Annotated in this window: 17 protein-coding genes and 1 tRNA gene; 6 read left to right on the top strand and 12 right to left on the bottom strand. The window is 39.5% G+C overall.

The window, feature by feature from the left end; genetic code table 11:
• Positions 1–9 precede the first annotated feature (9 nt).
• Together EV693_RS09740 and EV693_RS03565 are read left to right on the top strand one after the other, a co-directional pair.
• Entirely contained in the window at positions 10–114 is a 105-nt protein-coding gene (locus EV693_RS09740; protein WP_424991506.1) for a YadA-like family protein, read from the top strand.
• 222 nt (positions 115–336) lie between these two features.
• A complete protein-coding gene (locus EV693_RS03565) occupies positions 337–585 on the top strand; it encodes a DinI-like family protein (RefSeq protein WP_132501006.1) in 249 nt (82 codons plus the stop codon).
• 124 nt (positions 586–709) lie between these two features.
• Here EV693_RS03565 and msbA read toward each other — a convergent pair whose 3' ends face one another.
• The 7 genes from msbA to EV693_RS03530 form a co-directional block, all read right to left on the bottom strand.
• Positions 710–2,464 carry a lipid A ABC transporter ATP-binding protein/permease MsbA gene (gene msbA / locus EV693_RS03560; protein WP_132501020.1) on the bottom strand — a complete coding sequence of 585 codons (1,755 nt, stop codon included), beginning with the start codon at positions 2,462–2,464 and terminating at the stop codon, positions 710–712.
• Positions 2,465–2,674: 210 nt separating this feature from the next.
• Positions 2,675–5,182 (bottom strand): YadA-like family protein, encoded by a 2,508-nt coding sequence (locus EV693_RS03555; RefSeq protein WP_132501005.1) that lies wholly within the window; start codon positions 5,180–5,182, stop codon positions 2,675–2,677.
• 86 nt (positions 5,183–5,268) lie between these two features.
• Entirely contained in the window at positions 5,269–7,224 is a 1,956-nt protein-coding gene (gene yoaA, locus EV693_RS03550; protein ID WP_243694561.1) for a DNA repair helicase YoaA, read from the bottom strand.
• Positions 7,211–8,554: a replication-associated recombination protein A gene (locus tag EV693_RS03545; RefSeq protein WP_132501004.1), complete on the bottom strand. Its 1,344-nt coding sequence runs from the start codon at positions 8,552–8,554 to the stop codon at positions 7,211–7,213. Before EV693_RS03545 ends, yoaA begins: the two co-directional genes overlap by 14 nt.
• On the bottom strand, positions 8,554–9,042 hold the full coding sequence (gene mreD, locus EV693_RS03540; protein WP_132501003.1) for a rod shape-determining protein MreD: 489 nt from the start codon (positions 9,040–9,042) through the stop codon (positions 8,554–8,556). The genes EV693_RS03545 and mreD overlap by 1 nt, the downstream gene beginning before the upstream one ends.
• The gene (mreC, locus tag EV693_RS03535; protein ID WP_132501002.1) at positions 9,039–10,112 is read right to left on the bottom strand and encodes a rod shape-determining protein MreC; all 1,074 of its coding nucleotides are present in this window, start codon (positions 10,110–10,112) and stop codon (positions 9,039–9,041) included. Before mreC ends, mreD begins: the two co-directional genes overlap by 4 nt.
• Positions 10,113–10,252: 140 nt before the next feature.
• On the bottom strand, positions 10,253–11,305 hold the full coding sequence (locus EV693_RS03530; protein ID WP_132501001.1) for a rod shape-determining protein: 1,053 nt from the start codon (positions 11,303–11,305) through the stop codon (positions 10,253–10,255).
• 308 nt (positions 11,306–11,613) lie between these two features.
• Between EV693_RS03530 and pntA the strand changes: the two genes are divergently transcribed.
• The 3 genes from pntA to EV693_RS03515 all read left to right on the top strand — a co-directional run bounded on the left by pntA (position 11,614) and on the right by EV693_RS03515 (position 16,899).
• Positions 11,614–13,146 (top strand): Re/Si-specific NAD(P)(+) transhydrogenase subunit alpha, encoded by a 1,533-nt coding sequence (pntA, locus tag EV693_RS03525; protein WP_132501000.1) that lies wholly within the window; start codon positions 11,614–11,616, stop codon positions 13,144–13,146.
• An 11-nt stretch (positions 13,147–13,157) separates the two neighbouring features.
• Positions 13,158–14,531 (top strand): Re/Si-specific NAD(P)(+) transhydrogenase subunit beta, encoded by a 1,374-nt coding sequence (gene pntB / locus EV693_RS03520; RefSeq protein ID WP_132500999.1) that lies wholly within the window; start codon positions 13,158–13,160, stop codon positions 14,529–14,531.
• A gap of 187 nt (positions 14,532–14,718) precedes the next feature.
• A complete protein-coding gene (locus tag EV693_RS03515; protein WP_243694563.1) occupies positions 14,719–16,899 on the top strand; it encodes a TonB-dependent hemoglobin/transferrin/lactoferrin family receptor in 2,181 nt (726 codons plus the stop codon).
• Positions 16,900–16,969: 70 nt separating this feature from the next.
• Here the strand turns inward: EV693_RS03515 and EV693_RS03510 are convergent, their stop codons facing one another.
• The 5 genes from EV693_RS03510 to modA all read right to left on the bottom strand — a co-directional run bounded on the left by EV693_RS03510 (position 16,970) and on the right by modA (position 21,967).
• Positions 16,970–18,967, bottom strand: coding sequence for an exoribonuclease II (locus EV693_RS03510; protein WP_132500997.1), 1,998 nt, complete (start codon positions 18,965–18,967; stop codon positions 16,970–16,972).
• A gap of 187 nt (positions 18,968–19,154) precedes the next feature.
• A tRNA-Ile gene (locus EV693_RS03505) sits at positions 19,155–19,231 on the bottom strand.
• A 135-nt stretch (positions 19,232–19,366) separates the two neighbouring features.
• Entirely contained in the window at positions 19,367–20,458 is a 1,092-nt protein-coding gene (modC, locus tag EV693_RS03500; protein WP_132500996.1) for a molybdenum ABC transporter ATP-binding protein ModC, read from the bottom strand.
• Between the two features lie 41 nt (positions 20,459–20,499).
• Positions 20,500–21,186: a molybdate ABC transporter permease subunit gene (gene modB / locus EV693_RS03495; RefSeq protein ID WP_132500995.1), complete on the bottom strand. Its 687-nt coding sequence runs from the start codon at positions 21,184–21,186 to the stop codon at positions 20,500–20,502.
• 37 nt (positions 21,187–21,223) lie between these two features.
• Positions 21,224–21,967: a molybdate ABC transporter substrate-binding protein gene (modA, locus tag EV693_RS03490; protein ID WP_132500994.1), complete on the bottom strand. Its 744-nt coding sequence runs from the start codon at positions 21,965–21,967 to the stop codon at positions 21,224–21,226.
• A gap of 216 nt (positions 21,968–22,183) precedes the next feature.
• Here modA and EV693_RS03485 point away from each other — a divergent pair, with 216 nt between their 5' ends.
• Positions 22,184–23,392 (top strand): aromatic amino acid transport family protein, encoded by a 1,209-nt coding sequence (locus EV693_RS03485; RefSeq protein ID WP_132500993.1) that lies wholly within the window; start codon positions 22,184–22,186, stop codon positions 23,390–23,392.
• The last annotated feature ends 22 nt before the right edge of the window (positions 23,393–23,414 follow it).

Raw genomic sequence — 23,414 nt, 5'->3', positions numbered from 1 at the left:
GCATTAGCGATAGGTACGGGTTATCGAGTGAATGAAGGTTTTTCTGCGAGGGCAGGTTTTGCGTTAAGCGGAGGCGATGTGAGTGGAGGAGCGGGGATAAACTACGAGTGGTAGTGTGTTGCGTTTTTCACTTTTTTAATCTGACCGCAAAAAGTTAGACAGCTATTTGAAGGATTGAGTACGGTATTGCAACTCAATCCTTTTAATTTTTCACCACTTAGTCTTTCTTTTTTGAAAATCTCTCTATTAATTTAAAAATTAAATCACTGTATGTATTGCCAGTTATTTAGGATTTGTTATACTGTTTTTATAAACAGTTTTTGATGAGGGAGAGAAATGAAAATTGTTGATATTCGGTTTGTAAAAGAACGAGATAGTAAGAAATTGGCTGCACAAATGGAGATGATGGAGCATTTGGACAAAATATTACCAGAACGGATTGAGGAAAAATTTAGTGATGTTCAGGTAAAAATTCGCTTCTCAAGCTCATCAGGCTTTGATGTTTCAGGATTTAAAGGGGAGGAGAGAGAGGCGTTTATGTCATTTTTAGAAGAACTTTGGAATGATCCTTTTTTATTAGAATAAAAAATAGCTGTAAAAAATAAGAGAGGAATAGGAAATAAAATTCGGCTAGGTATCTCCCTAAACCTCCGATAGTTTGCTTAGTAAGCGTAGTGAGTTATCGGAGGCTTAGGAGTAACATTGTGCTTTATTTTGCTTCGCCAAATTGTAGGCTATGTAGTTGTTTATAAGCCCCACCTTTGGTAAGTAGATCAGCGTGTGAACCCTGTTCGATAATTTGCCCTTGCTCAATAACAAGGATTTCATCTGCTTTTTCAATGGTGGAAAGACGGTGAGCAATGACAATAACCGTACGATCTTTTTGCAATTCGTCCAGTGCAAGCTGAATGGCTTTTTCTGATTCAGTATCTAATGCAGAAGTCGCTTCATCTAGCACAAGTACAGGTGAGTTACGCAATAATGCACGAGCAATCGCCAAACGTTGGCGTTGTCCGCCTGAAAGATTTACACCATTTTCGCCAATGACGGTATCTAATCCAAGAGGCATTTTTGCAATAAATTCCATTGCATAGGCCGCTTGTGCGGCTGCCTCAATTTGTTCTCGGCTATATTTTTCAGTGGCGGCATAAGCGATATTATTGGCAATCGTATCATTGAATAAATGGACTTGTTGAGAAACAATTGCACATTGCTCTCTTAAATTATTTAAACGGTAATCTTGAATATTTCGTCCATCTAAATAAATTGTGCCATTATCAACATCATAAAAACGAGTGATTAAGCTTGCAATGGTGGACTTACCAGAACCTGAACGTCCAACTAAAGCAATGGTTTTGCCAGCAGGTAGCTCAAAAGAAATATTTTTGAGTGTTGGTTGTTCCTTGCCAGAATAGGTGAAATTTACATTTTCAAAGCGTAAATCTCCGACTGCTCGCTCAGTTTGGAAAGTGCCGTTATCCTTTTCGCTTGGTAAATCGAAGAGCGTAAAGAGTGTTTGACAGGCTGCCATTCCTCGCTGAAATTGAGCATTTACATTGGTCAGGGTTTTAAGTGGGCGTAAAATCCCCATTAATGCCCCAATGACGGCGGCAAATTCGCCAGCAGTAAGGCTGTTGCCAATAATTTCAGGCGAGCCTGCAACAAAAAGTATCACTGCCAGTGCGAGGGAGGCAATCACTTGAATAATTGGGTTTGCAATCGCTTCCGCAGCGACCATTTTCATTCCCTTGCGTCGCATATCGTTACTTGTATGATTAAAGCGAGCTTCTTCTACTTGCTGCCCACCAAAAGAGAGAATCACTTTGTGTCCTCGTAACATTTGTTCGGCACTTTCTGTCATATTCCCCATAGATTCTTGCATATTGCGACTCAAATTTCTAAACCGTTTTGAGACAAGGCGGATTAATATGGCAATGACAGGTCCAATGATAAACAGGACTAACGATAATCGCCAACTATAATAAAACATCGTCGTGACGAGAAATAAAATATAAACCCCTTCTCGTACCACACTTTGCAATGCACTGGCTGAGGAAGCGGCAATTTGTTCAGAATCGTAGGTAATCCGAGAAAGCAGTTTTCCTGAGGCATTTTGGTCAAAAAAGGTAACAGGCATAAACATTAAGTGTTTGAATACTCGTTGTCGCATTGTCATTACTACTTTGCCAGATACCCAAGAAAGGCAATAACTTGAAGTAAAGCTGGTCAGTCCTCGTAAAAAAATTAAGCCGACTACGATAAATGCCATTGTTTTCAGAAATTGCCGATCAGAATGTGGCCCAAATCCTTCATCAATCAGCGGTTTTAGCATTGTGATTAAATAAGCATCTGCTGCTGCATTGAAAATCATTGCAACCATTGCCACGATAATGCCCAACTTAAAGGTGGAAATCATTGGCCATAGACGTTTGAAGGTTTGCCAAGTCGATTGATCTACTGTCATTTTTTCAATCGAGAAAATCTGTTTTGACATATTAAGGTCTCTAGCATCAGGTTTTTAACATTTTAAGGTAGGCATTTTAAGTGCAAAAAGGATTTATACCAAATGTAATTTGCAAGCATCTCAAAGACGAGTAGTCCCTAAAAATCGGTTTGGATAGCGATTAATAGGGATAGATTTGATTATAGTTTGAGTTTGGTTATTAAAATCGTATTACCAATGGAACCCAGTTCCAACACCTATGGCGAAATTACCACGGCTATCGCCTGCGGTATGCCCTTTTATGATAAACCGATTGCTTTGCGAAATGCGAGAAAATCCAATTGCATAGCCAGTTTCACCACGAAAGGTCGCACTGCTGACTGCCATAAAGTTTTTACCAGGTATAAAGGCTTGTGGTAAGGTCGCAGCAGCGTGAGAGGCAGCGGCATTAGCATAGCTATCTTTACGCAGGTTGTTTATCTTCTGTGTCAGCTCTTGATAGTTATCTGCAATAAGCTGTGACAAATATTGGTTATTTTGATTTAATGCCTTAAGAGCAGAGCCTACGTTTTGGTAAGTGTAAGACTGTCCAGTCAAAGCGTGATTAATGTTGTAGTTTGGTGCTGAAATCGTCGTACCATCGGCACTGACAGCGGCACCAGCACCCAAGTATTTAGCGATATTATGCTTTAGTGCATAAAGCTGTGAGCCATTCATCGCATCAGTGCTTGAGGAGGATATTTTGCCATTTGCAACATTAACGATTTTTCGTTCTCTTCCGAAAGCACCGACAGAGACGACATTATCTTCGTTTGCTTCACTATTTGCACCGAGTATGACGGAATTATGTGCAGTAGTGTTGATATTTGAGCCTAGCACAAAAGTATTATTGCCAGAGACGGTATTATCGGTACCAATCGCAACACTATTATGACCAGAGACGATGTTACCTTGACCGATACTGATAGCATTTTCACCACTGGCGATAGCCTCTGTACCAAACGCAATATTATTTTTACCTGTCGCAACCGCCCGTGAGCCTATGGCATAATTATTTTCGCCTAAATCGTTAAAATCATGATAATGGAAATTTTGTACCATCTCTTCGAGCTTACGCTGGCTATTGGTTAGCTCTCTCTCTTTTGAGTGGAGTTGTTGGGTAATGTCATTATATTTTTCTGCTTGTGCTAAATCTTCTGCTGTTGGATTTATATTTTCAAAAACAGATTTTGCATGCTCTGCCGCTTGTTTTAATCCGTCAAGTTCTGCTTTTTTATCGTCAATTTGTTGCTGAGAGGATTTAATAGCGGAGTCGAATTCTTGGGTAAGATTTTCGACGGCAATTTTGTTCTTTTTCTCAAGATTGATGATATTTTCTTTTACCCATTGACGGAAAAAAGCTTCTTTTTCTTTTGGAAAATTCAGTTCTAATCGAGGGTTATCTTTCTCCATTTGCTTATATTTATTTTGAGCTTCAATTTTTTTATCGATCCAAGATTGCTGACCTTTTTGATCGCCTTGCTCAAATTCCCATTGGTAATAGGCTATCTCATTTGATAACAGGTAGTAATCCACTTTTTTCTTCAAGAAATCCACGAGTTTATCTCGCTCATTTTCATTAAAGAAATAATCTGTCGCTTTTTCAAAGTATTTTTCATAAGCCGTCTTAAATTGTGGTGCTATTTTTTGGGCTTTTTCCCAGTCCTCTTTCTTAACAAGATCTTGTTCTCCCTTAAGTACTAAATTATCCTCAGGATCAGTGATAGTACTATCAACTCGTTTGAACTCTTTCTCTAGGGTATAGTACACACCGAAAAGCATTCCTGAAGGATAAGGACTTACACCACCTTTAAAATTCAAAAACCGTATATCATCAAAAGAATTAGTTGGTTTAGATCCCCCAACTAAACTTCTAAAATAGTCGGGCATTTGATTTGTGCCAAGGTAGTGATATTGAAAGCTATTTTCATCGTAGTCATAGTCACTCTTATAGTATCCTACCTCTTGCCCTATTTCTCTATTTTTTCTTAACTCACCTTCCGCTTTGTAGTAAGTCTGTATGTAATCTTGATAGAAGCTGCGTGGCAAATCTAAAGTAGTCCCCTGTTCAACCGTTTGTTTAAACTCTGTAATAGTATGGTCTAAATTCCCCTCTTCTGGCTGAACAGGCGTACTAAGAATACGGTTAGCCGCAGTCAAGCGGCTGTTTAAATCAGCAATGTTATCTTCTTGGGCTTTTAAAAAGGGTTGTGCATTTTGCAATGCTTGTTCATAGTGTGTTCTTTGTTTGTCCCATTCTTCCTTAGCGAGTTGTTTTTCTTGGTTTTTTTGTGTTACACGTTCAAGTGCCGCAGAGGCTTTAGCCTGTGCTATTTGAGACTGAATAACGCTTGAAGTCAGGGTTGTAATTTCTTGTTCTTGGTGTTTTAATGCAATTAAATTATCTTCATTTTCTTGATGTTTTTGTTCGATACTTGCTTTTGTTTGATTTTTGGCCGTGGCTAGGGTATTGTTCCCGACTGCGATAGAGCTTTTTCCTGTCGCAACAGCACCCAAGCCGACAGCTTGAGTATGAGTACCCAGATTGATACCAAGATGTAAGCCTTTATTTTCCTTATTTTGAAGTGTTTTGAGAATTTCGCTAAATGAAACGTTAGAATTAGGGCTTGTTTGTGCGATTGCTGGGTATGAGATGACAATGCTGGCTAGCATTGAAATTTTAAATGGTTTATTTATCATAGTATGTTACTCCATTGGAAAAAGCTGGTATTATGATGCAAAAATAATCTAAAAAATACCTATCAATGCAATTTGAGTTTTTTCGTCTATTTTACAATCTTTAAAAAATTTACTACTTTGTTGAGATCTCTTGTGCGGGTTGATGGCGGAAGGCTTTGTAAAAAGGTTGCACCATATTGACGCATCACCAATCTTGAATCACAAATGATGATCGCCCCTTTATCCGTAATATCACGAATCAATCTGCCCACCCCTTGTTTTAATGTAATCACCGCTTCAGGGAGTTGAATATCATTGAAAGGATCACCGCCTTGAAGTTTGCAATCTTCCATTCGTGCTTTAAGCAGTGGATCATCGGGTGAAGCAAAAGGAAGTTTATCAATGATAACGAGCGAGAGAGCATTGCCTCGTACGTCAATTCCTTCCCAAAAACTTTGGGTAGCCACTAATACGCTGTTTGGTTGTTGTGTAAATTGCTCAAGTAGGCGGCTTTTGCTGGTTTCGCCTTGTAATAATACATTCAGTTGGCTTTGTTCTCGTAGAAAATCGGCTAAGCCACGCATCATAAAATAGGACGTGCAGAGTAGAAAACACCGCCCTTGATTTGCTTCAATCACAGGTTGTAGCATTTTACCTAAATGAGTCGTGGTATGGGTTTTATTGCTATCTGGTAGGTAGCGAGGTACGCATAGCAGTGATTGATTTTGATAGTCAAATGGGCTTTGTAGCACGAGTGAAATTGAGTTTTCAATGCCTAATCGCTGGCAGAAGTGATCAAATTTTCCGCCCACTTCTAAGGTGGCGGAGGTAAATATCCAAGCGGTTTTGTTGCTTTTTAGCTGCTCACCGAATTTATCCGCAACGGTTAATGGCGTGAGGTGTAGACCGAATGAACGCCCATTGCACTCAAACCAATAACAGTATCCAACAATATGAATTTCACGCAGTTTTTTTAATATTATTTTAATATTAGCAAGACGTTCAAAGATATTGTCCAGCGTTTCTGATCGTCCGAGTGATTTTTTGATAATCTCGCTGAGTAAATCAATGTTTTCTTGTAGCCTAGTAAAGCCTTCTACGGCTTTAAGATCTTGAAAAAGTTCACGCAGATTACCTCGTATCTGTGGACTATTGCCGAGTAGTAGGCGAAAATCTTGCACGATTTTCTGTAAGTGATCAGAGACTTTGCCGAGCTGAGCAAGATCTTTTAATTCGGTACGGTAGACAATGTTACAATCTTTACATAGCTCAAATAATTGGCGTGAAGTGAGGGACTGTCCAAAATATTGGGTTGCAATATCTGGAAGTTGGTGAGCTTCATCAAAAATAACTAATTCAGCATCAGGAATTAACTCGCCAAAGCCGCTCTCCTTGACAGCCATATCCGCACAAAATAGGTGGTGATTTACCACCACGATATCCGCCTCTAATGCTCTACGCCGAGCTTGCACGACATAGCAGTCTTTATAATGCGGGCAGTCCGAACCTAAACAACTTTCTGTACTGGAAACAAGCTGTGGCAGGATTGGGCTATCTTCGCTAATAGTGATACATTCGCTTAAATCACCTGAAGCGGTACTCGCTTGCCATTTTCGCACCTTAGCTAAATCGCTCAATACGGATCTATCGCCAACCACCCCCATGGCGATTACCTGATCAAGTCGCTCAAGACAGAGATAATTTGCTCTCCCTTTCAATAGGGCGATTTTTCCTCGATAGCTCAAGGCTTTTTGAATAGTGGGTAAATCTCGATTAAACAGTTGGTCTTGGAGATTTTTTGATCCTGTTGAAATAATTGTTTTTTTGCCTGAGAGTAATGCAGGCACGAGGTAGGCAAAGGTTTTCCCTGTGCCAGTTCCTGCCTCAATCACGGCACTTTTTGCAGAATTTAGGGCAGAATTGACCGCTTGTGCCATTTCAATCTGGGCTTGTCTAGGGCGAAATCCTTGGATATTTTGACTTAAGCTGCCTGATTCGCTAAAAGCGTGGAGAACTTTGTTTATGCGTTTTTTTTCAGCGAGTGTCATTTCAGTCCGTTTCATAACGTTTCATTGGGCTTGCTTGATCAAGGGTTTTTAGCCAGCGTAATTTTTCCTGTATTTGCTTTTCCATTCCTCGTTCAGAAGGGTGGTAAAACGTGGTGTGGCGTAGCTCTGGAGGAAAATAATTTTCTCCTGCTGCATAGGCGTGTGTTTCATTGTGGGCATAGCGATATTCTTCGCCATAACCTAATGATTTCATCAGTCCAGTTGGGGCATTACGCAAATGCAAAGGCACATCGTAATCCTTATTTTCTTTCACAAGGCGTTTGGCTTCATTAAAAGCGGTATAAACTGCATTACTTTTAGGGGCAACGGCAAGATAAATAATGGCTTGAGCTATGGCTCTTTCCCCTTCATAAGCTCCCACTCGGGTATAACAATCCCACGCAGCGATGGCGATTTGCATTGCTCTTGGATCGGCATTACCAATATCTTCAGAAGCAATGGCAAGTAAACGCCGAGCAACATAGAGCGGATCGCCCCCTGCATTTAAAATACGAGCAAACCAATATAGGGCACCATCAGGAGATGAACCTCTCACTGATTTATGCAATGCTGAAATGAGATCGTAAAAATGGTCGCCTTTTTTATCAAAACGAGCTTGGCGTTCTCCCAGTACTTCGGCTAACAGTGTTTGAGTGAAATATTTCCCATCAGGGTGAGACTCTGCCATATCATTCATTAACGCTAAACAATTCAAGGCAAAGCGACTATCGCCATTGACATAATTCGCCAACAAATGAAGTACATCATCTTGCAAGACAATATTTTCACTGCCCAAACCTCGATCTTTATCTTGGATTGCATTTTGCAAAATTTGTAGAATATCGGCTGCTTGTAAGGGTTTTAGGATATAAGTTCTTGTTCGAGAGAGTAGAGCATTATTAAGCTCAAAGGACGGATTTTCAGTTGTTGCACCGATGAAAATGATTGTGCCATCTTCAATATAAGGTAAAAAAGCATCTTGCTGGCTTTTATTAAATCGATGTACCTCATCGACAAATAACATCGTTCGTTGTCCTGATTGACGGTTTTGTTTGGCTTTTTCTATCGCTTCTCGGATCTCTTTGATGCCACTTGTTACCGCAGATAGGCGTTCTACTTCGGCATTTAGGTGGGTCGCCATAATTTCTGCAAGGGTGGTTTTGCCTGTACCTGAGGGACCCCAAAAAATCATTGAATGAGCGTGTCCTGCTTCAATCGCCTTGCGTAAAGGTTTTCCTGTACCAACAAGATGTGTTTGTCCAACGTATTCCTCAAGGTTACGAGGACGCATTCTTGCTGAAAGCGGACGGAAATCATCAGAAAAATCAAAAGTAAGCGTATTCATTAGCGTAAATGCAAGCCTCTGCGAATATGACGCATAAGTAAGAAAATCCAAGCCCATAATATACCGCTAATTACAGCCCCTAGAAGCTCTTGAGGATTAAATTCTGCACTGTGTAAAACAAGCTCTATGGTAAATATAGCAAGGCGAATAGATGAAATATAAGCAATAATCATTAGACTTTGTAACAGCAAAGAGAGATTGCGGAAAATAAGATGGTATTTCGCCACAAAATAGATAGCAATAGAAAGTACTAATGAGTGAATACCGAGAATTGATCCTAATACTAAATCCCAAATAATGCCTGCAATAAATGCTGTGCCGACACTGACTTTATTGGGTAGAGCTAATGCCCAGTAAACTAAGACGAGAATGAGCCAGCTTGGTCTCAAGCCTTGAAAGCCGACAGGCCAAGGCATAATTTCCAGCATAAAAGTGAGGATAAAAATGAAAAACAAGATCAAAATTTGGAAGATGTTACTTCTTTTCATTCGTTTTCGTCCTTGGTTTCAGTTTCAGTATTTAGCTCTGTTTCAATATCCATTTCGGTATCGTCCAACGGATCTGAGATGTCGTCATTTTTATCTTCTCGATCGTGATTGCTATCGTTATCATTTTCCTCGTTTACTTGAGTTTTCGTTTTTCTATTTAATCGATCAAGAGGGGTTAAACTATTCTGACGTTCTCGAACAGCATCTCGCACATCTTGTGGCGAAAGACTTTGAGCTTTACGCATTTCTTCACGAGTTGGCCATAAAAGTAATAAGTAACGTAAGTGATTAAGAGAGGCTAATGGTTTGGCGGTTACTCTTGCAAAATGCGTTGAACCGTCATTAATAACTTGCTCAACTGTTGCAACAGGGTAGCCTTCTGGAAAGCGTCCACCAAGTCCTGATGTTACAAGAATATCGCCTTTTACAATGTCAATTGTGCGAGGAATATTATCAATAATTAACTCATCATTATTCCCTGTGCCATTTGCAATTGCTCTCACATCATTTCGTAGTACTTGTACAGGAATGGCGTGAGTAACGTCAGTGAGTAACAGCACTCGGCTGCTTTTTTCACCAACCGAGATAATTTGTCCGACGACACCTCGTTCATCGATTATCGGCTGTCCAATAAAAGCCCCATTATGTTGCCCTTGATTGATGACAACCTGCTGGCGATAAGCGTCCATTTCGGCGGTAAGCACTTCTGCGACTTTTTTATATTCATCTTGGCGTAGCGGCGAGCTTAGCAATAAACGCAAGCGTTGGTTTTCAACTTTTAATTGTCCCAAGAGAAGTAAATCCGCATTTTTTTCACGCAACTGCTCTTTCAGTACACGATTTTCAATCTGTAATTTTTGGCTATCAATGAAATTATTACTGACGCCATCAAGCACGGTTCGAGGCGTATTGGCAACGTAATAAAGCCCACTAATTGCGGTTTCCAATACGTTTCTTAACTCTATCATCGCACGACTTCGTCCATCAAGCACAATCAAAAGTAGAGATAGTATCACTGCAATAGCAAGACGAATACCTAGAGGGGGAGCTTTTGCAAAAATTGGTTTCATAATACTAAATTAGATGAACGTGAGAAAATGTAGAGAAAAGAAAAATGGACAAGAACTTGTGAAAGTTGTCCATATTTTCATATCTAATAAAAAGTCAATATGTAATAAAAGATTAATGGATATAAAAATCAGACGTGCAGCTAGTTATCTTCGCTGAATACATCGCCACCGTGTATATCAATCATTTCTAATGCTTTTCCGCCGCCACGAGCCACGCAAGTTAAAGGCTCTTCAGCAACGATGACAGGGACACCTGTTGATTTTGACAGTAGAATATCAATATTTTGTAACAATGCTCCACCACCAGTTAAAACCATTCCACGTTCAAAAATATCCGCGGCGAGTTCTGGCGGACATTGTTCTAATACTGCTTTTACGGCATCAACAATACCGATTAAAGGCTGTTCAATCGCTTCAAGAATATCTTTTGAATTGAGAATAAAGGTTCTTGGTGCCCCTTCTGCAAGGTTATGTCCGTGTACTTCAATGGAACGAATTTCATCATCACTTTGAATATAAGCGGTTGCAATTTCTTTTTTAATATTTTCCGCTGTGGTTTCACCAATTGCAGAGCCAAAATTACGGTGTACATATTTGATAATGGCTTCATCGAATTTATCGCCGCCAATACGCACGGAAGAAGAATGCACAATACCGTTTAAAGAAAGTATGGCTACTTCCGTTGTGCCGCCACCAATATCAATCACCATAGAACCAGCGGCTTCTGCAACAGGCAATCCTGCACCAATTGCGGCAGCCATCGGTTCTTCAATTAAGTACACCTCACGAGCACCTGCACCAATAGCTGATTCCTTAATCGCCTTACGCTCTACTTGTGTTGCACCAGCAGGGACACAGACTAACACTCGAGGGCTTGGACGCATAAAGTTATTGCTATGCACTTGTCGAATAAAATGTTGTAGCATTTTTTCAGTAACATAAAAATCTGCAATGACGCCGTCTTTCATAGGACGAATAGCGAGAATGCTTTTAGGGGTACGACCGAGCATTGATTTTGCATTTGTTCCCACTGCCGCCACACTTTTTAATGTACCAATTTTATCTTGACGAACGGCAACAACAGAAGGTTCATCAAGCACAATGCCTTGTCCTTTTACATAGATAAGGGTGTTTGCTGTGCCAAGATCAATAGAAAGATCGTTTGAAAAGAGTCCAAGAAATTTTTTAAACATAGAAAAATCCAAAATATAAATGGGGTGAGAGCTAGTGAAATCCTAGCAATAAAATTGCGGTGAAATATAGCAAAAAAGCCGATCTAACGCCAATGAATAATGATGAAAAATTACAAGGGGAAGTAACAAGCGGTAAGAAAAAGGCAAAATTTTGTAAAAATGGGTTTTATCTTAATAATTCTTAATAAAAATCGCCCCTTTTGTAGTAATAAATGGTAAATTATCGGAGTTTTTCATGTCGAGAAATCGTGAAAATAACCGATTTTTATTTACTTTGGTTTTATTTTTAAATTATTACAGGAGTCTTTATGCTTATTGGTATTCCAAAGGAGCTGCTGGACAATGAAAGTCGAGTGGCAGCGACGCCTAAGACGGTTCAGCAAATCTTAAAATTAGGCTTTGAAGTGGTGGTTGAACACAATGCAGGCTTTAATGCCAGTTTTGAAGATAACTCATTTATTGAAGCAGGAGCTAAAGTTGGCGATCAGCAAACGGTTTGGCAATCAGATATTATTTTCAAGGTAAATCCTCCGACGGACGATGAAATTGCATTCATAAAAGAAGGAGCAACGCTGGTTAGTTTTATTTGGCCAGCACAGAGTCCAGAGTTAATGGAAAAACTGGCAGCGAAAAAGATTAATGTGTTGGCAATGGACGCTGTTCCTCGTATTTCTCGAGCACAGTCCCTTGATGCGTTAAGTTCGATGGCAAATATCGCAGGCTATCGTGCTGTGGTTGAGGCCGCACACGAATTTGGTAGCTTCTTTACAGGGCAAATTACGGCAGCAGGAAAAGTGCCGCCTGCAAAAGTCTTGGTTATCGGTGCAGGGGTTGCTGGTTTAGCGGCAATTGGAGCAGCGAACAGCCTTGGGGCTATCGTGCGTGCCTTTGACTCTCGCCCAGAAGTGAAAGAGCAAGTACAAAGTATGGGGGCAACTTTCCTTGAAATCGACTACAAGGAAGAAGGTGGCAGTGGCGATGGCTATGCGAAGGTGATGTCTGAAGAGTTTAATCGCCGTGCGTTAGCACTTTATGCGGAACAAGCTAAAGAAGTGGATATTATTATTACGACCGCCTTAATCCCTGGAAAACCTGCACCACGCCTTATCACCAAAGAAATGGTCGATTCAATGAAACCAGGTAGTGTGATTGTTGATTTAGCGGCAGCAACAGGCGGTAACTGTGAATATACCAAGGCAGGCGAGGTGGTGACCACAGAAAATCAAGTGAAAGTCATTGGCTATACTGATTTGCCAAGTCGCTTACCAACACAATCTTCTCAACTTTATGGCACAAATCTCGTTAATTTATTGAAATTACTTAGCAAAGAAAAAAATGGCAATATTACGATTGACTTTGATGATGTAGTATTGCGTGGTGTAACGGTGATTCGTGAGGGGGAGATTACTTGGCCTGCTCCACCGATTCAAGTCTCTGCACAAGCTAAACCGAAAGTAGAAACTGTACAAGCGGTCAAAAAAGAAGAAAAAATTACAAATCCTCGTGTGAAATATGGTTTGTTTGCTCTTGCTGGCGTGTTGTTCTTGTGGCTTGCCTCTATTGCACCTGCTGCATTTTTATCGCATTTTACCGTCTTTGTGCTGTCTTGCGTTGTTGGTTATTACGTTGTTTGGAATGTCAGCCACGCATTACATACACCATTGATGGCAGTTACAAATGCTATTTCAGGGATTATCATTGTAGGGGCGTTGTTACAAATCTCACAAGGACATTTCTTTATTAGTTTACTGGCATTTATCGCCATATTGATTGCAAGTATCAATATTTTTGGTGGCTTTAAAGTAACACAACGTATGCTTGCAATGTTTAAAAAAGGTTAAGGAGAGTAATAATGTCTTTAGGTTTAGTTCAAGCGGCATATATTATTGCTGCACTTCTTTTCATTATGAGCCTTGCAGGGTTGTCTAAGCACGAAACCGCAAAAGCAGGCTGTTGGTATGGCATTATCGGTATGACAATGGCATTAGTTGCGACTATCTTTGGACCTCAATCAGAAGGCACAATTTGGATTTTAATCGCAATGGCAATTGGTGGCTTTATTGGTGTGCGTAAGGCATTGAAAGTTGAAATGACTGAAATGCCAGAATTAGTGGCTATTTTGCATAGTTTTGTTGGGTTGGCGGCGGTATTAGTCGGCTATAACAGTTATGGTTTAAGCCACGAGGCTGATCCAGTTTTACAAAATATCCATAATGTAGAAGTCTTTTTAGGGATTTTTATTGGTGCAGTAACTTTCACTGGATCAGTCGTTGCATTTGGAAAACTGAACGGTAAATTAAATTCCAAAGCCTTGATGTTGCCACATCGCCATAAACTTAATTTAGCAGCATTGATCGTATCGGCATTATTAATGATCGTGTTTGTCCATCACCCAGATAATATTTTCCCTGTACTGGTTATGACGGCGATAGCATTAGCGTTCGGTTGGCATTTGGTTGCTTCAATTGGCGGTGCGGATATGCCTGTCGTGGTGTCAATGCTGAATTCTTATTCAGGCTGGGCAGCAGCTGCTGCAGGTTTTATGCTCAGTAATGATTTGTTAATTGTAACAGGGGCATTAGTTGGATCTTCAGGGGCGATTTTATCTTACATTATGTGTAAGGCAATGAACCGTTCATTTGTTAGCGTGATTGCAGGTGGGTTTGGCAATGATGTGGTTACTTCGTCTGATGAAGAACAAGGTGAACACCGTGAAACGACCGCAGAAGAAGTGGCTGAAATGCTCAAAAGTGCGAGTTCTGTGATTATCACCCCTGGATATGGAATGGCGGTCGCACAGGCACAATATCCTGTTGCAGAAATTACCGCAAAATTGCGTGAAAGAGGGATTAATGTCCGTTTTGGTATTCACCCTGTGGCAGGTCGCTTACCAGGGCATATGAATGTATTGCTTGCTGAAGCGAAAGTCCCTTATGATGTTGTGCTAGAAATGGACGAAATCAATGAGGATTTTGCAGAGACTGATGTGGTATTGGTGATTGGGGCAAATGATACAGTCAATCCTGCTGCAATGGACGATCCAAACAGCCCAATTGCTGGAATGCCTGTGTTGGAAGTATGGAAAGCGGCAAATGTCGTTGTTTTTAAACGCTCAATGGCTGTCGGCTATGCAGGCGTGCAAAACCCACTATTTTTCAAAGAAAACACACAGATGTTATTTGGTGATGCAAAAGAACGTGTTGATGATATATTGAAAGCACTTTAATCCATTTACATTACTAGATAACTGGCATTTAACCCCTCTTTTGGCTGATTTTAAATTAGCACTCAAAAGAGGGGTTTTTTATTAATGTTTATTTATTGATAATTGTTTTTATTATTGTTATTGTCTCTGTCTTTTAATTTATACATAGAAGGAATACTAAATGCCGTTACGTTATTCAATATTAGCGATGAGTATAGGGCTATATTACCAATCTGTTTACGCACTCGAAAGAGATAAACAAGAAGAAAATATATTGCCTGTAATAAATGTTCAAGCAACTACTGGAAAGATATTTGGGCAATCATACTTAACGCGAAAAAATATTGAGCAGCAACAAGCTGATAATGCAGCACAACTGCTAAATACATTGCCAGGTATAAATATGGCAGGGGGCTTTCGTCCGAATGGTCAGACGTTAAATATTTGGGGAATGGCAGATGCGGAAGATGTGAAAATACAATTAGATGGAGCAACAAAAAGTTTTGAGAAATATCAACAAGGATCAATATTTATAGAGCCTGAATTATTACGCAGGATTTCAGTTGATAAGGCAAGTCATTCGCCGCGTAATGGTAATGGCGGGTTTGGTGGAACAGTACAATTAACAACCAAAAATGCAACGGATTTTTTAACTGCTAATCAGCGATTTGGCGGTTTGTTGAAATATGGCTACAACACCAATAATAGTCAAAAAAGTTATAGCGGTGCGTTATTTATGCAAAATGAAAAGCAGAATATTGACACAATGATCGCTATTTCTCTTCGTGATGCTAATGACTATACTCGTGGAGACCATAGTAAAATTCGTTATTCCGAAAATGATCAAAAAAGTCTGTTAATGAAAATAAACGGAAGATTATCACCGAGCCAATTGATTACACTGTCTGCTGTGTATGGGAATCATAAAGGTTGGCAACCTTTTGCTGCGAAACGAGATATGATTTCTGCACCGAGTGTAAATGATATAAAAAAATATGGTCTAGAGATTGCTTGGAAACGGAAATTGGTGTTAAGAAATCAAAAAGATCAAAGCTATAGTATTTTGTATAAATATTTACCAGAAAATAACCCATTGATTAATGCAGAGATCCAATTGAGTTACGCAAAAACATCACAACAAGATCGACGCCACGAACAAGCATCAAGTAGTTTTTTAGGGAGTTTGGGTAACCATAGTTGGATAAGCTATTCTGATATTGTTATTGATCTCAATAATACGAGCTTTTTTGAATTAATGGGTACAGAGCATAGCGTGTTACTTGGTACACAGTGGATTAAACATAAGCGTGATACCTTGATGTTTGATCGCAGTAAAAATAAGAAAGCGGAGTACAATTTTGGCTATTTCCAGCCAAGTTATATGCCGTCAGGTCGTCAATATACACAAGCCTTTTACGCTCAAGATACATTAAAATTGAATAATTTTAATCTGATGATAGGGACACGTTATGATCATATTGATAACATAGGGCGAGAAAATGTTGCAAAAGTGTATAATGATAAATCTGTCGGACATGATTATCGTCAGAAAAACTACAGCGGTTGGTCTTCTTATTTTGGTGTAAATTATGAGGTAAATCGTTATATCAGTCTCTTTTCCAATTTGAGTAAGACTTGGCGTTCTCCAGTTATTGATGAACAATATGAAGTGCAATATGCTAAATCATCATTAACTTCGAGCTCTTTAGCACTAAATAAAGAGCGTATGACACAGCTAAGAATAGGAAGTCATCTGCAATTTGATGATTTGTTGTCGGAAAATGATTTATTTGAATTTAAAACAACGCTCTTTCATCATCAAGGAAAAAATGAAATTGTTAAAAATAGAGGCGTAAGTTGCGTTGAAAAACTCAATGATCAAGACTGTTCACTTAGCACAGGTAATTATAGAAACTTACCAAGCTATCATATTCAAGGTATAGAGTTAGAAGCAAACTACCATTCAACTTATTGGTTTTCTGGAATCTCATATTCACATATCAAGGGTAAAAGAGCTACCTCACCGAGAAACCCTTGGAATGGTATAGCTACTTGGATTGCTGAAATACCCCCTCGTAAAGCGATCGTTACTGTTGGGAGAAATGTTCCGAACTGGGGGATAATCATAGGTTGGAAAGGAGAATTTGTGAGAAAACAGGATCGCTCGCCTACTGCTCAAGATCCAAAAGCAGGGTATTGGGGAATGCCTAAATCATCAGGTTATGCTTTACATAGTCTATTTACGACTTGGCGTCCTAAGCAGATTAAAGATCTTCAGCTACAGCTTACGGTGGATAATCTATTTAACCGAAGCTATCACCCTTACCTTGGCGAACTCGCTTCAGGCACAGGGCGAAATATTAAGTTTAGCATTGCTAAGCAATTCTGATTAGTCTAGAGAAGATCATTAAATTTAGCAAACAAAATGGCTTGAATATTCAAGCCATTTTGCTGTTTCATTAGTGAATGATCTCGCCGATAATCGAACGTGTGTCTAATCGCACTTCTTTAAGTTTGATGTTTACATTTTGACCGATTTGGTAGGTTTTTTCTCCTTTGATATATAACGCAATTTCTTCTGGACGGTAGTCTATTTCTTCTTTTTTATCGTGAATAGTAGACATTGGAATGAAAATTTGTGCACCATTTGAATTCACTTTAGCACGCACGCCACCTCTTGAAACATCTGCAATTTCACAGTCAAATTCGACCGCTTGTTCAACCATTGGGGCAAGATAGCGTGCGTAGAGCCAATCTGCAACATCACGCTCAACAAGGCGATTTTGACGACGAGCCTCTTGCAAGCGAGTGAAAATACTCTCATCAACAGGGGGAATTTCTGCTGTCGTGTCCGCTGACTGCTGTACTAATACTTGTTTAATCAAACGATGATTGACCATATCGCCGTATTTACGAATAGGCGATGTCCACGTTGCGTAGTGGTTAAGCCCTAAGCCAAAATGGGGGGCTGCCTTCGCTTTAAACTCCGCAAATGTTAGATAGCGGCGTAATCTAAGTTCAAGGAATTTTTCTGGGAAATCATCAATGCTACGTCGCATTTCACAATAGCCTTCTAGTGTAGCAAGACGTTCTGGTGAATAACAAGCGGTTAGTTTTTCCTGATTTTCTGCAGTAGCAAGCGTGTCTAGCAAGAATTTATGTGCAACTTCAAGGTTTTTACTATCAAAACCATTATGGGTATTAAATATACCCGTTTGAGCGTATTTTTCTAAAAATTCCGCTGCACATATATTGGCGATAATCATCGCTTCTTCAATCATTTGATTAGCAATACGGCGGTGTTCTAAATGGATTTCTCGTACCGAACCGTCTTCATTAATATCAAAAGAATAATCACCAGACTCTTTAAACAGCAACGCATTTTTAGCTCGCCAATCAATTCGAGCTAAAGTAAATTGGTATAGCCTGTCGATTTGCTGTTTGGTTTCTACTGATTCAGGTTGCCACGCATTCTCAGTGCCTTCTATGTAATCTGACACATTGTCGTAAGCAAGTTTCGCTTTACTCTCTACCCACGCAGACACAAAGCGTGCTTCGCCAATAATATTGCCTGTAAGATCGGTCTCAATATAGCTGACTAACGCAGGGCGTTTTTGATTTGGCACTAATGAACAAAGATCATCAGATAGTTCACGAGGCAGCATTGGAATATTAAAAGCAGGTAAATAGTTGGTAAAACAACGCTGACGAGCGGCTTTTTCAATGGTTGAATTTTCAGGAATATAGGCGGTTGGATCGGCAATTGCCACGACTAAACGCCAGCCTAACTGAGTATTATTTTCCTCAATTGGTTCGATATACAAGGCATCGTCCATATCTTGCGTGCTTGGGCTATCAATAGTGGTAAAATACAGCGAAGTTAAATCTTCACGCTCTAATTGATCGCTGAGTGTATAGTGATCAGCATTAGAGACAGGTTCACGAGGCTGCTCGTGGCGGGCAAGCGTTACCCACCAAGGGGCAAAATTATCTTCTGCTTTACAAATAAATTGCGTAATTTGAGCAAATAAAAAACGATCATCTCGCAAAGGGTGAGTTTTGAGTTGAGCTACGACCCAATCGCCATTTTCTAGCTTTTCACTGACTTGTTTGTGGGTATTGGCTGAAACTAAATTTTTAATGTTTGGGTGATCGACTGCCAATTGCAATTTGCCATCACGGTTAAAACGTACCTGTGCAATAAAACGACCAAGCATCGGCTCAATCAGGCTATCAATTTCAACTTGTTCTTTATCACCATCACGCTTAACCACGGCTTTGACTTTATCACCGTGCATCACTTTCTTCATTTCCATTGGCGGAATAAAGTAGCTATTTTTGTCGCATTCAAGAAAACCGTAGCTTTTGTCAGAGGCTTTGACCACACCTTCCACATATTCTTTATTGGCTTCAATTTGTTGTTTTAGTTGAGCAAGTAGGGGATTATTTTGGAACATAAACTCTCTCTTAAAATAAAAAAGGTGCAAAGCAATGCACCGTAAAAACGGTGGGGATTATAACGGATTTTTATCTGCAAGCGGTGATTTTTATAGGATTTTTTACGAAATAAATATTAACCGAACGGTCAATAAAAAAGGAAAGTGGACGAAAGAGTATAATGGAGAGATAAATTGTAGATTGATATGGTCCCCCCTGCCGGACTTGAACCAGCGACCAAGCGATTATGAGTCGCCTGCTCTGACCAACTGAGCTAAGGGGGGAATAAAAAACTGGTGCATTATAGTGAAAAAGTTTGGCTAAAGCTAGTCAAGACTATCTGTTAGCGTAAAAAACACACGATCTAACATAATCTACAGTTTGATAAAAAGTAGAAGCGAATTGCGAAGAAAACAAATTTATAGCGAAATCGCTTTGATTTGTAAGAAGACTGCCTGATCGAGGTGTAAATTCAGTTCGCGGAATGCCCAGTAGCTGATTGTTGCCCAAATTTCGTCATTTTCGACACGAATTAAGATGTCTAAGCGGTCAGATTGTTCGATTATTTTACAAATTGTTCCAGTTAAAATATTGCGAATAGAGCTTTTTTCATGCTTGCTTAGAGTAATCGAAACATCACGGCTAGCAATCGTGATGCGTATTCTATTGCCAGCTTGATAGCGAGGTTCTTGGTGCTGATGCTGTTGCAAGGGGATCCAAATTTGTTGTTTGCCAATAGAAAGACTTTGCATTTTGTGTTCGAGATCAATGCCTATCATTGGTAACTCTAGCAAGCTAAGTTTTTCGCCATCAGGTTGCCAAGGTTGAAATGCTAAGCTGTGCCACACGTTAAGGGTATGATCAAAGGCGATCACTTTTCCATTTTCCAAAATAAGCAATCGATCAGCAAGATGGATAACTTCATCAAGATTATGGGTAACATATAAAATCGGTATAGCGGCACGCTTAGCAAACTGATTTAAGTAGCCTAGTAATTCTTGTTTTCTAGGGAGATCCAGTGCAGAAAGAGGTTCGTCCATTAAAAGAATATCAGGCTCGCTTAGTAATGCTCGCCCAATAGCAACACGCTGTTTTTCACCGCCTGACAGTGTGGCAGGAAAATGTTTGAGCAATGAATTTATGCCTAATAAATCAACAATTTGCAAAAATTTCTTTGAATCTAACCGCTTAGTTCCATATTTTAGGTTTTTTTCTACGTTGTAGTGAGGAAATAAACGATGCTCTTGGAAAACATAACCAATGCGGCGTTTTTCAGGCGGAAGATTGATTTTTTGAACTTTATCGAATAAAGGGCGTTGTTGAGAAGAATTAGTCAGAGGGTGAAAAACGATTTGTCCATTGTCAGGGCTAGAAAGTCCTGCAATAAGGTTGATTAAGCTGGACTTACCTGCTCCAGAGCGTCCAAATATTACACTCACACCCTGTGGAAATTCAACATTCGCTTTTAGATTGAGTGTGCCAAGCTGTTTTTCAATAGATACCTTTAGCATTCTTATTTACTCTCTTTATCTCTTGTAGAGGAACTTGCTTTTTAAGCATTGATTTTAACTTTTTGACGGCGTGCTAGCCATTCTGAAATGAAAAGGGCAAGCAGCGAAATAAGGATAGCTATGGCACACAATCGAGCTGCAGCCAGTTCGCCATCGGGCGTTTCAATAAATGTAAAAAGTGCTGCGGGGATTGTTTGGGTTTGATTAGGAATGTTGGAAACAAAAGTAATGGTTGCTCCAAACTCCCCTAAAGAGCGGGCAAATCCTAATACTGCTCCTGATAGTATGCCAGAAAATGAGAGTGGGAGTGTGAGGGTGATAAAGACTTTTAACGGTGTTGCACCCAGCGTGCGGGCGGCTTGTTCTAATTTAGGATCAACAGCTTCAAAAGCAAGGCGAATGCTTCGTACCATTAATGGAAATGCCATTACCATTGAGGCTAATACTGCCCCCTGCCACGAAAAACTTAACGATATTTCAAACCACTGCCAAAGCCATTGTCCAATTAAACCTCGTTTTGCCATTGTTAAGAGCAATAAATAGCCAATCACAACAGGGGGGAGAACAAGCGGTAAATGTACAATGCCATCAAGCAGACTTTTTCCAAAAAACTGTTTGCGAGCAAGTAGCCACGCTGTGCTGATAGCAAAAGGTAGAGCCAAAATAATCGCAATACTACTGATTTTAAGGCTCAAAAAAATGGCATTAATTTCTTGCTCGGTAAACATTTGATAAATAGTGATAGTTAATGGGTGAAAATTCTCTCTATTCTACAGGTAAAAATCCAGCTTGTTCAAATATTGCTTTGGCTTGTTTACTTTGAAGAAAATTAAGAAAACGTACTGCTTCAGGTTTGTCGCTTAAGATTACCGCAGGATAAATAATGTCGCTATGGCTTTCTAGCGGAAAAGTAGCAATGACTTTCACTTTATTAGAGATCTTGGCATCGGTTGCATACACAATGCCGAGTGGAGCCTCTCTTCGTTCAACAAAAGAAAGTGCATCACGCACATTTTTAGCTCTAGCAAGGCGAGGTTCAACCATTTCCCAACGTTGGTAATAGGTCAATGCCATTTGGGCATATTTCCCTACAGGAACGTGAGCTGGATCACCAACAGCAAGATAATGATTTGCTAAAATTTTCTTAAAATTGACCGCTTGGATAGCTTGTGCTTGTAATGGGGCTTCTTTGGGAGCGATAAGTACTAAAGCGTTCTTGGCAATAAATTTCACCTGTTGAATTTTTTCAGGTTGCTTTATTTGTAAATAATTGAGCCATTTTTGATCTGCTGAAATAAAAATATCCGCAGGAGCATCTCGTTCAATCTGCTTAGCAAGCGTAGAAGAGGCTGCAAAAGAAAAGGTTAATCGATCTTCTGGATAGGCTTGTTCATAGCTTTTGCCAATTTCTTGTAAAACATTGTTCATTGAAGATGCAGAAAAAATAGTTAATGATTTTGCATTTAAATGTGTTCCAATCAGGAGGAGTAGAGCAATGATTTTCTTCATATTGATTAGTGGAAATGATACAAAGTGAGTTAGTGCTTCATTATGGCTTAAACATAAGGAAAAGTAGAAGAAAATTTTTTCACTTCTGTTTGGCTATTTTGTTAGGTGCTATTAATCTGTAAAGAAATATATACAAAATTAAAAATTATTGAATAATAAGTTTACATTTTCAATGTGATTGCTAGAATTCGAAAACTATTTTTACAAGAGGTTTATATGAAAAACAAAACTTTTGGAAGTGCATTGATTGTTGCAGGAACAACTATTGGTGCAGGTATGTTAGCGATGCCAATTACATCAGCAGAAATGGGGTTTAGCTATACTTTGATATTATTGTTCGCCTTATGGGCATTGCTCTCTTATAGTGCATTGCTTTTTGTTGAAGTTTATCAAAAAGCGGAAAGTAAAGATGCTGGAGCGGCAACACTTGCCGAGCAACACTTTGGTTTATTTGGACGCATCTCTGTTACTGTCGTATCGATTGTTTTTATGTATGCTTTGCTCACGGCGTATGCTTTGGGAGGTGGTAATTTACTTATGCCGCTTTTTGCTTTTCTCGGTGAAAATGCAGAAAGTTTTTCTATTGTATTGTTTGTTGTTGTTTTTGCGATTGCTGTAACTATTGGGGTGAATGCGGTCGATGTGTTTACTCGAGTGTTGTTTATCATTAAGTTAGCCGCATTTGGCTTCGTGCTGTTTATGATGCTACCAAATGTTACTCTCGATAACTTAGGGGCAATGCCATTGCATTATTTGCTGATTATCTCTGCCAGTCCAGTCTTTTTTACCTCTTTCGGTTTCCACGTTGTTATCCCAAGTATTAACAACTATTTAGAGGGGGATATAAAACGACTGCGTATTGCTATTCTCACAGGATCAGCCATTCCACTTGTTGCGTATATTTTATGGCAAATGGCAACACACGGCGTATTTAGCCAACTACAATTTGTTGAAATTATTCGCCACAATCCTACTTTGAATGGTTTAGTTGAAGCGACTTTTAGTGCAACAGGTAGTGAGTTAATTAGCCACATCGTTCGCCTTTTTTCAGCATTGGCGATTATTACTTCGTTTTTAGGGGTCGCATTAGCGTTACTTGATTGTTTAGACGATTTATTTAAAAGAATAAATTCAAATTTAAACCGTTTCTCATTGAGTTTATTGACTTTTTTGCCTGTATTGTTTTTTGCTCTATTTTTCCGCAATTTCTTAGGCGTATTAACTTATGCTGGACAAATGTTCACATTTTACGGATTGCTACTTCCTGTTGGTATGGTGTGGGTATTAAGACGTAAATTTCCAAATTTACCTTACCAAGTGATAGGTGGAAACTTTGGATTATTACTTACATTAGTATCAGGCATTCTTATTCTAATTGCTCCTGTCCTCGTTGATTTTGGAATACTACCAAAAGTGGTCGGCTAGGAATAATACTGTTCTATTGAAT

This window comes from Nicoletella semolina, assembly GCF_004345745.1.
GTDB lineage: Bacteria > Pseudomonadota > Gammaproteobacteria > Enterobacterales > Pasteurellaceae > Nicoletella > Nicoletella semolina.
Note: the sequence above shows the minus strand (reverse complement) of the source record. Positions and strands in the feature narration are given on the sequence as shown.

Coding starts and splice junctions, on each gene's coding strand:
- modC (WP_132500996.1), bottom strand. CDS start 20,458: ATGCTAAAGGTATCTATTGAAAAACAGCTTGGCACACTCAATCTAAAA.
- pntB (WP_132500999.1), top strand. CDS start 13,158: ATGTCTTTAGGTTTAGTTCAAGCGGCATATATTATTGCTGCACTTCTT.
- mreD (WP_132501003.1), bottom strand. CDS start 9,042: ATGAAAAGAAGTAACATCTTCCAAATTTTGATCTTGTTTTTCATTTTT.
- mreC (WP_132501002.1), bottom strand. CDS start 10,112: ATGAAACCAATTTTTGCAAAAGCTCCCCCTCTAGGTATTCGTCTTGCT.
- modB (WP_132500995.1), bottom strand. CDS start 21,186: ATGTTTACCGAGCAAGAAATTAATGCCATTTTTTTGAGCCTTAAAATC.
- msbA (WP_132501020.1), bottom strand. CDS start 2,464: ATGACAGTAGATCAATCGACTTGGCAAACCTTCAAACGTCTATGGCCA.
- EV693_RS03545 (WP_132501004.1), bottom strand. CDS start 8,554: ATGAATACGCTTACTTTTGATTTTTCTGATGATTTCCGTCCGCTTTCA.
- pntA (WP_132501000.1), top strand. CDS start 11,614: ATGCTTATTGGTATTCCAAAGGAGCTGCTGGACAATGAAAGTCGAGTG.
- EV693_RS03565 (WP_132501006.1), top strand. CDS start 337: ATGAAAATTGTTGATATTCGGTTTGTAAAAGAACGAGATAGTAAGAAA.
- EV693_RS03515 (WP_243694563.1), top strand. CDS start 14,719: ATGAGTATAGGGCTATATTACCAATCTGTTTACGCACTCGAAAGAGAT.
- EV693_RS03485 (WP_132500993.1), top strand. CDS start 22,184: ATGAAAAACAAAACTTTTGGAAGTGCATTGATTGTTGCAGGAACAACT.
- EV693_RS03555 (WP_132501005.1), bottom strand. CDS start 5,182: ATGATAAATAAACCATTTAAAATTTCAATGCTAGCCAGCATTGTCATC.
- modA (WP_132500994.1), bottom strand. CDS start 21,967: ATGAAGAAAATCATTGCTCTACTCCTCCTGATTGGAACACATTTAAAT.
- EV693_RS03530 (WP_132501001.1), bottom strand. CDS start 11,305: ATGTTTAAAAAATTTCTTGGACTCTTTTCAAACGATCTTTCTATTGAT.
- yoaA (WP_243694561.1), bottom strand. CDS start 7,224: ATGAAACGGACTGAAATGACACTCGCTGAAAAAAAACGCATAAACAAA.
- EV693_RS03510 (WP_132500997.1), bottom strand. CDS start 18,967: ATGTTCCAAAATAATCCCCTACTTGCTCAACTAAAACAACAAATTGAA.